We start from the raw sequence: 13,110 nt of genomic DNA, 5'->3' as shown, positions 1-13,110 counted from the left end.
AACATGCGATTCACCTCCTTGTCTATCAATATTCACATCATAGACAAGGAAAGAAGAAAATATTCAGCTCACTTTATGATGTGGCTGAATAGTTACTTTTCCGCAAATTTCATTACGGAAAATACCTATTTTTTGAAATTTCGTTTACAGAGATTGATTGATATTGTAAAATTTTAACGAATGAAGTTGAGAGAAATGGTCTCATGGATCAAACCAGCACACCACTTATCCCCTGTAAAACTCCATGTTTCACCGCAACGCGTGTTCCAACCAAATGCATCGCTGCTCGCTGCGTTTTTCAGGGGAAGGAGGAGAAACGATGGTGAAAATCAACATTTTGCTCATAGGGGATCATGGCCTTGTCATAGATGGCATCCGTCAGCTTTTGGAACGCGAGCCCGACATGGAAGTAGTGGGAGCCGTCTTCTCTCCAACCGAACTAGAGAAGGAGGTCGCTGACTTCCAGCCTGATATCATTGTCATCGATGCTCCGAGCCAAAGGGAAAACAACCTCATTTGGATAAAGAACATCTCATCACAATTCCCCGCAAGCAAAGTGGTCATGTTATCGGGGGATGCCAGTACAGAATATGTACAGGCCGTCCACGAAGCAGGCGCCTATGCCTTTGTATCCAAATGCGACTCTGCCGAAACCCTGATTCACGCCATTCGGGAAAGCTATCGTGGGCTGAAATCATTTCCGGCTGATCTTGCTTTCTATGACGGCTCGCCCTTGACCGACATGGAATTGGCCGTTCTCAATCTCATTGCTCGAGACAAAACAAACAGCGAAATCGGCGAACAACTGAACATCAGCAAACGAACCGTGGAACACCACGTGTCTTCCATTTTGCGAAAACTTCGCGTCAAATCACGAGCGGGAGCAGTCGGAAAAGCATTTAGACTTGGCTTGCTTGAGTAACCCTGTTTAGTGGTGGGTGATTCGGGCTGCTAACCATTCCGTGGTCAAGGACGGCAAGTGTGGTGTCTGCTTCGGCCACCATCCCCCCTTCACCGGTACTCTTCCTCCGTATTGACATTGCGCCAGACGTCACTATCTGCGGCAAGTTGCTCGGCGTCCACCCAACGGACGCGGGCGCCGTCAATAAGCGAGATCATCCGCCGTTCGCCGGCGTCAAGCAGCTCGGCGATCACGGAACGAAGCCGACGATGGTATAGAGCGACCAATGGCTCTGGGCGGCCGCCATGGAGTGGAACGATGGCGTCAAACGTCGGATCGATATAGGAAGCAAGCCGCTCCGCCACTTCCCGCCGCATGTACGGCATGTCGCACGGCAGGACGAACACCCAGTCGGCTCGGCTCTGTTCCATGACGGTGTAAAGGCCGGCAAGCGGCCCACAGCCGCGGCAGCGCTCCACATCGAGCAGCACCGGGATGTCCGTTTGGCGGCGGAATTCATCGATAAGCGACGGGTGGCTGACGATGTACAATTCATCGGCGACGGATCGCAGCGCCGCGACGGACCAAGTGAAAAACGGAGCTCCTTCGTGCAACGCAAACGCCTTCGGCCGCCCAAACCGGCGCGACTGGCCGCCGGCGAGCACCGCTCCGGCAATCGTTTGTTTCATCATGCTTCCCCTTTCCGGACATCCATCGTTTGTTTTTACCGTACCATACGAACCGGCGAAAAAAAAGATTTCCGCCTGCAGACGGAAATCCCAATGGAGCGGATGATTTATTTTTTGCCGATGGCCACCCGCCATACGTCCGGCCCTTCCTCTAAGTACTCCCATGTAAACTGATCCGGACGCTCCATCATGAATTGGTATTGCAGCGGACGCGGGTCATGGTCATTCGTCAGCTCCATCACTTCCCCCGGCTTCAAACTGTCAAACAGCCGAAAAATTGCCGGATGGCGATCGCGCGGCGGATAGTCCGGGGCGTGGATTTTGGCAGCAAATTGGTTCATAACATTGGCCTCCTTTGTAGTATAATGAATTATATACTTTATCATAACCGCTTGAGCCTTGGGCGGTAGTGACGAGCGTCACAGCCCGAAGGTGAACATGTTCAATCCCCATGAAAGGAGAAATGGCGGTTGGAAGAGCTTGTTGGCTTTTGCGCGCAATGCGGCAAGCCGATCCATTGTCTGCATGGGTTCTTAAATGGCGTCGTCAGCCGAGAAACAGAGACGTTGTACTGCTTTCCGTGCCATGACAAGCAAAAGGAAATGGAACACACCACGCCGGACAAATGCCACAAGTGATTGAAAACGCTCATAAACGAAGGGAGCTGACCCAAAAATCCGCTAAAAAGCGGACTTTTGGAGTCAGCTCTTTCTTTATGAAATCGTGTATTGATCATGAACGATTCCGACTAAATCCCATGTTTCACCTTAATAAAGGAAGTTCGATTTTCGTCAAAACAATGCCGCTGCCGGGATTAACATGACCGTACGGGCTAAAACGCACTCCTTTTCCTGGACGGATGCAAAGCGACAATGACCCAAAACGTTATTTTCAAATTTCTGTGAATCATTTATAATATGAATGGGGAACGATGATCCTCATTTGTTCTGCGCTACAATCCCATCCCTTTCCTCAACCACTTACTCTACACGCTCGTTTCCCCAGTCCTCAAAAGAAAGGAGCGATTCATCACCACCCGCTTTCCCATGGCTGCTATATATCTTATTAGAAGGGAGGATTTTCCTTGGAAGCGATATTGAACCAAATTTTGGACAAGCTCCAAATTATCGAACAGGAAGTAAGCGACGTCAAAACAAACATGGCAACGAAACAAGAACTCGAAGAAGTGAAGCAAAACTTCACAACAGAGCTTGAGGATATTAAAGCCAACATGGCAACGAAACAAGAACTTGAAGAAGTGAAGCATAGTTTCACAAAAGAGTTCGAAGACATTAGAGCCAACATGGCCACCAAACAGGAGCTCGAAAAAGTAAAACAAAGCTTCTCAAAAGAACTAGAAGATATTAAAGCTAACATGGCCACCAAGCAAGAACTTGAAGACATTAAAGCCAGCATGGCCACCAAGCAAGAACTTGAAGATATCAAAGCCAATATGGCCACCAAGCAGGAGCTTGAAGACATCAAAGCCAACATGGCTACCAAGCAAGAACTTGAAGACATCAAAGCCAACATGGCTACCAAGCAAGAACTTGAAGACATCAAAGCCAACATGGCTACCAAGCAAGAGCTTGAAGACATCAAAGCCAACATGGCTACCAAGCAGGAGCTTGAAGACATCAAAGCCAACATGGCTACCAAGCAGGAGCTTGAGGACGTAAAGAACAACCTAATGAAAGAATTAGATCATGTCAAAGCCAATATGGTCACGAAGCAAGAATTTGTTTTCCTCCAACAAGCAGTGCTTGAAACAAATGAAATCGTTAAGAAAATAGAACAAAACATGGAAAAGCACGAACGGATTTTAGATCTTCTTTCTAGGCGTTCGATTGAACACGAAGCGGCAATTTCCAGCATTCGTCTTATAAAGACAACATGAGCAAGGAGGAAGCATCTCTCCTTGCCTTTCTGAGGTGCGGCGGCCTTTATGTAAGAAAGAAGCTCGACCATTTCGTGAACTACATGAGCCATATGATCCAGTGGAATGATATCGCCTGGCAACGTGAGATGATTCATGGTACACTCTTCAAAAATTATGATGATGTTTCATAAACAAATCGCTCCTTTTCCGGCGATAGCGGTTATGATAACTCTATTCTGCCAGAAAACGAACGATTCTCTTCTATTTTCGTGTAAAAACGGGCTAATCCCAAAACGCATTCGCGTTTTGGGTCAGCCCGTTTTTGTTATTCTTCCTCCGCCAAATTCGCCGCCGGCAGCTCTTCCCCTTCGCCGTGAGTTGGTTTGCGCAAATGGAACATCGCTTTGATGGCAAAGACAAGCAAGGCGGCGACGCCGATTAAAAAGATCGTATCCGGAACGAAGCGGACAAGCAGCAAATTTTGTACGACATCTTGTTGCAAAAACGAAGGCGAACGAGACGCCCAATAGCCGTGTTCAAACGCTTCTTTGATTTGCAGCACCCCAACCGGGAGAAGCGTGATGAGAACCATGCCAGCCAGGCCGATGTTCAGCATCCAGCAAGAGAATTTCAGCCATTTGTCATTCCACGCCTCTGGTTTGACAATGTTGCGCAACGAGTAAAGGAGCACGGCGATCGCAAACATGCCATACACGCCCATCATCGCTCCGTGGCCGTGAGCCGGCGTTAAGAATTGCCCGTGTTCAAAGTAGCTGACCGCCGGCAAGTTGATCAGAAAGCCGAGCACCCCTGCGCCGACCAAGTTCCAGATCGCTGTGGAGATCAAGAACCAGAATGTGGCCTTATACGGGAAGTTGACCCCGCCGTCGCGCATCATTTTATATTGTTCGTACGCTTCTAAAATAAGGAGCGTAAGCGGAATGACCTCGAGCGCCGAGAACACCGCGCCAAGAGCGATCCATACTTCCGGCGAACCGTTGTAATAATAGTGGTGGCCGATGCCGATGACACCGCTGCCTAGTAAAATCGTAAATTGAAAATAGAGAGCCCGGACCGTCGATTTTTTCGTTACGAGCCGCAATTGAACGAGCAAGAACCCGATGACAACAACGGCGAACACTTCAAAAATGCCTTCCACCCATAAGTGGATGATCCACCAGCGCCAAAAGTCCGCCATCGTAAAGTTTGTGTCCGGTTGGATAAAGAACGCGAAGATGTAAAAGAACGGAACGGCAATGGCTGAGTAAAACAGCAAGTGGATGAGCCCGCCTTTGTCGCTTTCCCGCTTCAGCCCGCGCTTGACGCCGCGGAAGACGATGAACAGCCAAAGGAGCATGCCGACCACCAAAATGATTTGCCAAATACGGCCGAGCTCAATGTATTCCCAACCTTGATGGCCAAACAGGAACCATTCGTTTCCTAAATAGCCGTTGACGCCAAGCCATTGGCCGATCATGCTGCCGGCGACAAGGACGACAAGCGCCCAAAAAAGCAGATCGACGAGCAGCCCTTGCTTTTTCGGCTCTTGCCCGCCGACAAGCGGGGCGATGAAAATCCCCATACCAAGCCAAGCGGTGGCAATCCAAAAAATCGCCAGCTGCAAATGATACCCTTTGGCGATGTTAAACGGCAATAGGTCATAGATCCATTTGATGCCAAAGAAGCTGTCCGGTTCCGTATAGTAGTGGGCGAGCAGCGCCCCGAACATCGTTTGGACGAAAAAGAGCGCCGATACAACGACGAAATATTTGCCCGTTTTCACTTGCGACGGAGTCAGCGGCTGCCGCCGCAAATCGATGACTGGAAACTTCCCTTCTGCATACGCTTCTTGCATGCTTAACTGATAGCGGTGGAACACATACAAAATGATCCCGATGAACAAAATCAAAATCGTGACGCTCGCGCCGCTCCACCATACCGCGGAAAATGACATCGTATTGCCGGCGTCCTCATAGTACGGCCAGTTGTTCGTATAGGTGATGTGGTCGCCAAGTCTTGGCGTGCTTGACAGCCAAGCGGTCCAGAAGAAAAAGTCGGCAATTTGCTTGATTTGGTCGCCGTCCGCGACCCAAGCACGGCCTGATTTTGGCATGTCGCTTTCTTTGATCAATCCTTTTTTCAATCCCCAACCATCGCCATTGGTGAACACGTCGCGGTAATAGTCGCGCACTTTTTCCAACCCGTATACTTGCGCATCTGTCAGGACGAGAACATCCGTAACCGGGTTGTAGCGATTTTTTCGCATTTCCTTGATGACTTGTTCGCGGATGATCGTTTTCTCATCGGCGGTTAAATCGGCAAACGGTTTGTGATACCGCTCTTTTGCTTTGTAATCTTGCATGCCTTCCGTATAAATTTTCAACGCTTCCGCCGTATAGTCCGGCCCCATATACGACCCATGCCCAAGCACGGTTCCGTAATCCATCAGCCCGTATTTTTGGAAGACGGCCTGCCCGCCGATGATCGTTTCTTTCGTCATCAACACTTGGCCGTCTTCACTGCGCACTTCCTTCGGCCTCGGCGCCATTTCTTTAAAAATCCAATATCCGCCGACAAGCAGGACGGTAAAGCTGATCACAATAGTGAAAATGAGAATCGATTTGAGAAAACTGTTGGTCGTTTGCCGCCCCGGCCGCATGTTGGGGCGAACGGATCGATGAACTTCCATATGAGCCAACCTCCTTCTCGTTTGTTCGCCCCCATTGTAGCGCGCTGATCGTTCGGCGGTTTGTGAGCCGGGGCAAATGTCCGTTATGATTTATATCACAGCTTTATGGCGTGAGAATGTATACAATGAAGGCAGAAAAGGCCAAACGGCGCGGATGTTCAAAAAGAGAAAAGCATCGATGCTCTGTTGACAGCCGCCACACTTTTGTCACATTTCCAAAGGAGAGAACGCCATGGCGAACCATTGGATGAAAGACCGCTTAAAAGCTGTTCCGTTGTTTCGTGAACTGTCCGATTACGAGCTTGATTCGCTGGTTGCCATTTCCCACGTGCGCGTTTACAAGCCGCGGACGTTTGTCTTTATGCAAGGCGACCCGCTCGAGCGAGTCTATTTCATTCATTCCGGCACGGTAAAAATTTATAAAACGGACTTCAGCGGGAAAGAACAAATCGTTTCGATTTTGCAGACGGGAGAAATGTTTCCGCATGCCGGCTTTTTCTTAAAAGGCACCTATCCGGCCCACGCCGAAGTGGTCGAGGAAGCGACATTGATCGCGATCCCGATCCACGATTTCGAACAAGTGCTGATGGCGAGCCCTGAACTTTGCATAAAACTGTTTCGCGTCATGGGCGAAAAAATCGTTGATTTGCAAAACCGGCTCGAAGCGCAAGTGCTCCATAATACGTACGAACAAATCGTGTTGCTTTTGTTGCGGCTGACGCGCACGAACGCCGTCAAACAAGGGAAGTGGCACCGTCTCACCGCCCATGTGACAAACCGCGAGCTGGCCAACATGATCGGCACCGCCCGGGAAACGGTGAGCCGCACGTTGAGCCAGCTGAAACGGAAAGGGCTGATTGACGTCGACGAACACGGCTTTTATTTGATTGACCGCGAAGGGCTCGAACAAGAAATCTTTTTCTAACTCCTTTTTCCCCATCGTCCGGCACCGGTCGGGATGCGCAATGGAGCTGATGGGGTTTCCTTTCAAACATTTCGGCAAGCCCATCTTTCTGGAACATGCTATTCCGCCCTTTCAAACGAAAACGAAACCTTTTTTCCAAAGTGGAATATGTCATGTTTCGGCCGAAAGATGTGAGCTATATCACAACATTCCACAGTGAAAATGATTATCATGATAGTCAAAAAGGAGGGAAAGCGCATGGGTGTGACGATTGAACTCGATGTACGCGAAGATTTGCGGCAAAAGCGGGAACCGTTTGAAAAAATTATGAACGCCATCAAGCCGCTGCAGCCGGGCGATACGTTCATTTTACACGCCCCGTTCAAGCCGCTGCCGTTGTTTCCGATTATGAAAGCGAAAGGATTTACGTACGAGGCCGAACAAATCGAGAAAAAACATTGGAGAGTAACGTTTGTCAAACAGGGGGGATGACCGATGATCCTCGATAACCGCGGACTCGAGCCGCCGCAGCCAATGATGCGGACGCTCGCTGCCCTCGCTAAGCTGAATCCTGGGGAGACGCTGACGATCATTAACGATCGCCGCCCGATGTTTTTGTACGAGCAGCTTGACGAGCTTGGCTACCGGCACGAGACGGTCGCACGCGAAGACGGCAGTTTTGAAATCCGCATTACGAAAGGATGAGCAACGTGTTTCCTACTCGCACGGGGACGGAAACAGACGTCCGTCTTCCGTTCTCGTTTATCATGTTCGCCGTGTTGGCGTTCGCCGCGTCGCAGCTTATGTTGCTTGGAGCGATTCCCTCACTTAGCAGCGGCGCGTTCCGGCTGCCGTTCGTGTGGGCGGCGGCCCACCTGGCGTTGCTTGGCTTTGCATTGATGACGGCCATGGGGGCGATGTACCAGCTCGTTCCGGTCGCCTTTTTGACGCCGATTTGGAGCGAGCGGCTCGGTTTTTGGCAGTTTGCGATCACCGCTCTCGGCATCGTCGCCTTTGCCGCCAGTTTAGCGTTTACGCCAAACCAGGCGTTTCTCCCTGGCTTGCTTCTGCTGTTCGGCATCGTGCTGTTTGTCTGGCAAATGGCGATGACATTAAAACAACAAAAAAACAAAACGATCATGACGCTGTTTGTCGCGACTTCCTTGTTGTTTTTGCTGCTGACGGGCGCCGCCGGAGGGCTGCTTGCCTTTCACTTTTTCGCCGCCACAGGCGCAAACAGTCATGAAACGGTGTTCGGCTTGCATGTGCTGTTCGGGCTGTGCGGCTGGTTCACACTGCTCATCATAGGCTTTTCGTACAAAATGGCGCCGATGTTCTCGCTCGCCCACGGCTTTTCGCTGCGGCCGGCGCGTTACGTCTATGCGCTGTACATCAGCGGGATTGCTGTGGCGTTCGCCAGCTTATTCTTACGAAGCCACGCATGGCTTATAGCCGGTGCAGCCTTGCTCATGAGCGGATTCGTTGTTTTCGCCTGGCATATCCGCGCCATTTTGCAAAAGCGGATGAAAAAAACGCTTGACCGCCCGTTCCGCTTTTCGCTTTCGGCCATCGTCATCGGCCTTGTGCTGCACGTTGCCGCCTTTGTCGCCATCGTCGTCGGCAGCGGACGGCTGCTTGGCATCATTGTTTATCTATTCATTGTCGGCTGGATTCTCTTCAGCATCGTCGGCTATTTGTTCAAAATCGTGCCGTTTTTATGGTGGACGCATCGCTACAGCGAAAAAGTCGGCCAACAAAACGTGCCGACGTTAAAACAAATGATGAATGAGCGAGCCGTCACCGTCCAATGCCGCCTATGGCTCATCGCCCTCGCGCTGGCGGCCGTTGCGCTTGCTGTCGCGAGCGTGCCGCTGTTCGCCATCACTCAAGTGCTGTTGGCTGGATTAAGCGTTGCCTTTGCCGGAACGATTTTAACGGTCTTCCGAAAATAAGCGAATGAGGAGGAAAAGAACGATGGATGTCCGCGAACTTGCCATTCAACAGCTGAAAACGGTCCTTGATCCGGAGCTCGGCATTAACGTCGTCGATTTAGGGTTGATTTATGACTTAAAAATCGAAGATGGGCATATCAATGTCCTGATGACGCTCACGACCCCCGGCTGCCCGCTTCACGACTCGATCGCCGGCGGCGTCAAACGGGTGCTTGAGCACATTGACGGCATCCGTGACGTGCGCGTCCAAGTGACATGGAACCCGCCATGGACGCCGGAGCGAATGAGCGAAGACGCGCTCCGGCAGCTTGGGCATTTCACAACCATGCCATCAAAGGAACGATGACAAAAAAGGCGAAGGCGATGTATCCGACATATCGAATCCACCGGGGAAATCCTCGCCAATCGAGGGCTTCCCGCTTCATCGCCCCTCCCGCGGCGATCCGATCCAACTCTTCGACCGGCGAAAACACCCGGTCATCCATCCGTTATTTGAATAAAAAATGTGCTCAAACGAAAAATCCGCCTTTTTTGTTTTTAAAAGGCGGATTCCCTCTTGTGAAGCACGCTTTAGCTGACCACAAACATGTTCGTTTCCTCATTGCCGATTTTGCTTACACATGCTCGCGAAACCAGCGCACCGTCTCCAAAAACGCTTCACGCGTCACTTTATGGCCGGCGTGCGGGTCGGCGATGAATTGCAGCCGGTCTTCGTTTCCTTCATAAAGTGGTTTAATTTGCTTGTAAAACTCATATGTATAAGCATACGGGACGACTTGGTCGGCTTTCCCGTGCCAGATGAACAGCGGCCGGCCGTCGAGTTTTTCCGGCTGCTTGGATAAATCGTAGCGGGCGAGCTTTTCTTTTTCGAGCGCAAGCAGCGTCGGCGGCAGCGGAATGTCGATTTGGCGCCGCTTTCCTTCTTCAATCATCTCATCAAAAAAGGCGCTGTAGTTCGGGCAGCCCATGAGCGCCACCGCCGCCCTCACCCACGGATAGACGGCGAGCGCGCCGAACGTGACGATTCCGCCCATCGATGTCCCAGCGAGCCCAATCCGTTCTCGGTCAGCCAGCCCGCGGCTTACAAGGTCGTTTTTCATCTCCTCGATTTCGGTGATCGTGCGCACAACAATGTCCCAAAACGACAGCTGCAATTTCCGTTCGCTCAAGCCTTCGTCCCGTTCACCGTGAAACAGCGCGTCGGGAAGCACAGCGCGGTAGCCCGCCTCGGCGAGCAAGTAGCCGAAATGCAAATTATGTTCTTTGGCGCTCGTAAAGCCGTGGATAAAGAAAATCAGCGGCAGCCGTTCGTCCCGCTTTTCCAGCTTGACAACGTGAAGAACCGGCACGCCGGCCAACTGTTCCTGTTCAATGATCACCATGGTTGCACAAACCCCTTTTCTTTTTCCATCGCTGTATAGTTTACCATATGGACAGCGATTTTGGAAAAGAGTTACACTATGTAGTGTAAAGAATAACGAGGGCAAAGGAGTCGGACATGAAGCCGTATTTAATCGCGTTGGATTTGGATGGAACGTTGCTCAAAGGGGATAAAACGATTTCTCCATTTACCAAAGACGTCATCCGCCGCGCCATCGACGCCGGCCATTTTGTTGTCATCGCCACCGGCCGCCCGTACCGGGCAAGCTCCATGTACTACGAAGAACTTGGCCTTGCAACGCCGATCGTCAATTTCAACGGCGCGTTTGTCCACCATCCGCGCCAGCCGTCGTGGGGCATGCACCATTACCCGCTGCCGCTTGCGATCGTCAAAGACATTGTTGAAATCAGCGAATCCTATGGAATCAAGAATATGATGGCCGAAGTGTTAGACGATGTCTATTTCCACCAACATGACGAGGTGTTGCTTGACATCGTCCGCCTTGGCAACCCGACCGTGGAAATCGGTGATTTGCGCCGCTCGCTCGGCAAAGATCCGACGAGCGTGCTCGTGTACACGGACGATGATCATATCGAGCGGATTCAATCACACTTAGCGAATGTGTACGCCAACGTCATCCACCAACGGCGCTGGAGCGAACCGTGGCATGTCATTGAAATCATCCGCCATGGCGTCCATAAGGCTGCAGGCTTAAAACAAGTCGCTGACTATTTCGGCATCCCAAGGGAGCGCGTCATTGCTTTTGGCGATGAAGACAACGACCTCGAGATGATCGACTGGGCCGGTCTCGGTGTTGCGATGGGCAACGCCATCGAACCGTTGAAAACCATTGCCGACGATGTGGCAAAAACCAATGAAGAAGACGGCGTCGGTGCATATTTGCAGGATTTGCTTCGTTTGTAGTTTCCATCACGGCGGCTTCCGGGCCGCCTTTTTTGGCGCCGTCCATTAAGATGGATGAAAAAGCGCGTTTCTCCAAAATGTTCATGAACAGAAAAAAGAACTGTTTCGATGCTGCTCCGTTGGCGAACGCTTTGCTGGAGCGTTTTCCGCGTTCCATCACCAGCCTTATCTGCTTCCTACAATCTAAACGCTGGCTGATGCTTCTCTTTTCGCCTTGCTCCAACCGCCTTGCCGCTTTGTAGAGCGACTTGTGTTGTAACGAATTTCCTTACTACTGTTCCCCCCGTGCGGTTACACTATACGTGACGCAACGCGCGTCTTCATATTTTAAAGGGGGAATCCGTCATGGGCAAACGAAACAAATCGAAGCGTTTCGTCCAACAAAGCGTCGATGCGGTTGAACGGCATGACAAGCGAATCCCTTATCATTTAACGTACGCCGAGGCGGAAGCGCGCAAAGCGGAAAAAGCGATGGAAACGTCGCTTGGAGGAGCGTAGCGATGGGCAACCGCCTGTTCCAAGAGGCGCGCAAAGCGGTCGCGCAGGCCAAACAAGCGGCTAACGGCGAAATCGACATGAACGTCGACCACGCCATTGCCATCGCCAAAAACGCCTTGTCATCTGCCTATGCGCATTCCAACACGGCGGAAAAAGCGCAGTTGCGTCAATTTCAAGCCGAGCTTGATGAGCTCACCCACTAAACGGCTGCGGTTTCCCGCAGCTGTTTCTTTCGCCCGCTCGAGATTTTCCATTGTATTCCGTCCGAAAAACCGCTACACTAAAAGAAGATAATGAATCGCTGTTCACCGGCCAAAATCGTCCGTTCATTCGATGCGGCTATACTATATTCATTTTTGTTCACAAAAAGGGGGACGAACCATGTCCATTCAAATCATCACCGACAGCGGAGCCGATTTGCCGCAATCGTACATCCGCGAGCATCAAATCGCCTTTTTGCCGCTTGTCGTTCATTGGAACGGCCAAGATTACGAAGACGGCATCACGATCGAGCCGAAGCAAGTATATGACGCCATGCGCCAAGGGCATACGGTGAAAACGGCACAGCCAAGCCCACTGGCGATGAAGGAGCTGTTTTTGCCATACGCCAAAGAAAACCGGCCATGCCTTTACATCGCCTTTTCATCGAAATTATCCGGTACATACCAAACAGCGATGGCCGTGCGCAGCGAACTGCTTGGTGAATATCCGGAATTTCGCCTGACAATCATCGACTCGAAATGCGCCTCTCTTGGCCAAGGGCTCGCCGTCATGAAAGCGGTCGAGCTGGCGAAACAAAACACACCGTACAACTTGCTTTGTGAAACGATCGAGGCGTATTGCCGCCATATGGAACACATTTTCACCGTTGACAACTTGGACTACCTCGCGCGCGGCGGCCGCATCAGCAAAACTGCCGCGGCCTTTGGGGGCTTGCTCAACATCAAACCGCTTCTCCATGTCGAAGACGGGGCGCTGATTCCAATCGAAAAATGGCGCGGGCGAAAAAAAGTGTTAAAGCGCATGGTCGAGTTGATGGGCGAACGCGGCAACGATCTTCAAAAACAAACGATTGGCATCAGCCATGCCGATGACGAAGAAACCGCCTTGGAGCTGAAACAAATGATCGAAGAAACGCACGGCTGCACGCGCTTTTTCCTCTCCGACATCGGCAGCGCCATCGGCGCACACGCCGGACCGGGGACGATTGCCCTCTTTTTTCTGAACAAATATATTGAGATCTGACGCCTTTCCCGCCGGACAAAACACGGGCGCCTGCACAACACAGGCGCC

At 51.3% G+C, this 13,110-nt stretch carries 16 protein-coding genes; 12 read left to right on the top strand and 4 right to left on the bottom strand.

Translation table 11 applies throughout. From position 1 onward, the window contains the following. The first annotated feature begins 319 nt into the window (after positions 1–319). The gene (locus tag CV944_RS11340; protein ID WP_050582824.1) at positions 320–922 is read left to right on the top strand and encodes a response regulator transcription factor; all 603 of its coding nucleotides are present in this window, start codon (positions 320–322) and stop codon (positions 920–922) included. A gap of 89 nt (positions 923–1,011) precedes the next feature. Here CV944_RS11340 and CV944_RS11335 read toward each other — a convergent pair whose 3' ends face one another. After that, entirely contained in the window at positions 1,012–1,590 is a 579-nt protein-coding gene (locus CV944_RS11335) for a molybdenum cofactor guanylyltransferase (protein ID WP_233205000.1), read from the bottom strand. A 107-nt stretch (positions 1,591–1,697) separates the two neighbouring features. Next, on the bottom strand, positions 1,698–1,931 hold the full coding sequence (locus tag CV944_RS11330) for a DUF2249 domain-containing protein (RefSeq protein ID WP_013523134.1): 234 nt from the start codon (positions 1,929–1,931) through the stop codon (positions 1,698–1,700). Positions 1,932–2,060: 129 nt separating this feature from the next. On the opposite strand from CV944_RS11330, the gene CV944_RS17485 reads away from it, so the two are divergent. Both CV944_RS17485 and CV944_RS11320 read left to right on the top strand, forming a co-directional pair. Further along, positions 2,061–2,228 (top strand): hypothetical protein, encoded by a 168-nt coding sequence (locus CV944_RS17485; RefSeq protein ID WP_014195091.1) that lies wholly within the window; start codon positions 2,061–2,063, stop codon positions 2,226–2,228. 446 nt (positions 2,229–2,674) lie between these two features. Continuing rightward, complete coding sequence (locus CV944_RS11320; protein WP_100664206.1) at positions 2,675–3,487, top strand: hypothetical protein; 813 nt, start codon at positions 2,675–2,677, stop codon at positions 3,485–3,487. Positions 3,488–3,794: 307 nt separating this feature from the next. Here CV944_RS11320 and CV944_RS11310 read toward each other — a convergent pair whose 3' ends face one another. Further along, positions 3,795–6,158 carry a nitric-oxide reductase large subunit gene (locus CV944_RS11310; protein ID WP_100664205.1) on the bottom strand — a complete coding sequence of 788 codons (2,364 nt, stop codon included), beginning with the start codon at positions 6,156–6,158 and terminating at the stop codon, positions 3,795–3,797. 232 nt (positions 6,159–6,390) lie between these two features. On the opposite strand from CV944_RS11310, the gene CV944_RS11305 reads away from it, so the two are divergent. From CV944_RS11305 to CV944_RS11285, 5 genes are all read left to right on the top strand, one after another. Beyond that, entirely contained in the window at positions 6,391–7,083 is a 693-nt protein-coding gene (locus CV944_RS11305; protein ID WP_011230259.1) for a Crp/Fnr family transcriptional regulator, read from the top strand. 237 nt (positions 7,084–7,320) lie between these two features. Next, positions 7,321–7,554 carry a DUF2249 domain-containing protein gene (locus CV944_RS11300; RefSeq protein ID WP_014195085.1) on the top strand — a complete coding sequence of 78 codons (234 nt, stop codon included), beginning with the start codon at positions 7,321–7,323 and terminating at the stop codon, positions 7,552–7,554. 3 nt (positions 7,555–7,557) lie between these two features. Further along, positions 7,558–7,767: a DUF2249 domain-containing protein gene (locus CV944_RS11295; RefSeq protein ID WP_013146125.1), complete on the top strand. Its 210-nt coding sequence runs from the start codon at positions 7,558–7,560 to the stop codon at positions 7,765–7,767. Beyond that, positions 7,764–9,014, top strand: coding sequence for a hypothetical protein (locus CV944_RS11290; protein WP_100664204.1), 1,251 nt, complete (start codon positions 7,764–7,766; stop codon positions 9,012–9,014). The genes CV944_RS11295 and CV944_RS11290 overlap by 4 nt, the downstream gene beginning before the upstream one ends. Before the next feature lie 22 nt (positions 9,015–9,036). Further along, positions 9,037–9,360 carry a metal-sulfur cluster assembly factor gene (locus tag CV944_RS11285; RefSeq protein WP_100664203.1) on the top strand — a complete coding sequence of 108 codons (324 nt, stop codon included), beginning with the start codon at positions 9,037–9,039 and terminating at the stop codon, positions 9,358–9,360. A 268-nt stretch (positions 9,361–9,628) separates the two neighbouring features. Here CV944_RS11285 and CV944_RS11280 read toward each other — a convergent pair whose 3' ends face one another. Next, the gene (locus CV944_RS11280) at positions 9,629–10,396 is read right to left on the bottom strand and encodes an alpha/beta fold hydrolase (RefSeq protein WP_033027954.1); all 768 of its coding nucleotides are present in this window, start codon (positions 10,394–10,396) and stop codon (positions 9,629–9,631) included. A 116-nt stretch (positions 10,397–10,512) separates the two neighbouring features. Between CV944_RS11280 and CV944_RS11275 the strand changes: the two genes are divergently transcribed. From CV944_RS11275 to CV944_RS11265, 4 genes are all read left to right on the top strand, one after another. Further along, a complete protein-coding gene (locus CV944_RS11275) occupies positions 10,513–11,319 on the top strand; it encodes a Cof-type HAD-IIB family hydrolase (RefSeq protein WP_044743368.1) in 807 nt (268 codons plus the stop codon). 345 nt (positions 11,320–11,664) lie between these two features. Continuing rightward, positions 11,665–11,817, top strand: coding sequence for a hypothetical protein (locus tag CV944_RS17480; protein ID WP_011230248.1), 153 nt, complete (start codon positions 11,665–11,667; stop codon positions 11,815–11,817). Positions 11,818–11,819: 2 nt separating this feature from the next. Then, positions 11,820–12,020 (top strand): DUF3813 domain-containing protein, encoded by a 201-nt coding sequence (locus tag CV944_RS11270; protein ID WP_044743367.1) that lies wholly within the window; start codon positions 11,820–11,822, stop codon positions 12,018–12,020. A 178-nt stretch (positions 12,021–12,198) separates the two neighbouring features. Continuing rightward, positions 12,199–13,062 carry a DegV family protein gene (locus tag CV944_RS11265; RefSeq protein ID WP_100664202.1) on the top strand — a complete coding sequence of 288 codons (864 nt, stop codon included), beginning with the start codon at positions 12,199–12,201 and terminating at the stop codon, positions 13,060–13,062. Positions 13,063–13,110 lie beyond the last annotated feature (48 nt).

The sequence above is a fragment of the Geobacillus sp. WSUCF-018B genome (genome assembly GCF_002809985.1).
Classification (GTDB): domain Bacteria; phylum Bacillota; class Bacilli; order Bacillales; family Anoxybacillaceae; genus Geobacillus; species Geobacillus thermophilus.
Note: the sequence above shows the minus strand (reverse complement) of the source record. Positions and strands in the feature narration are given on the sequence as shown.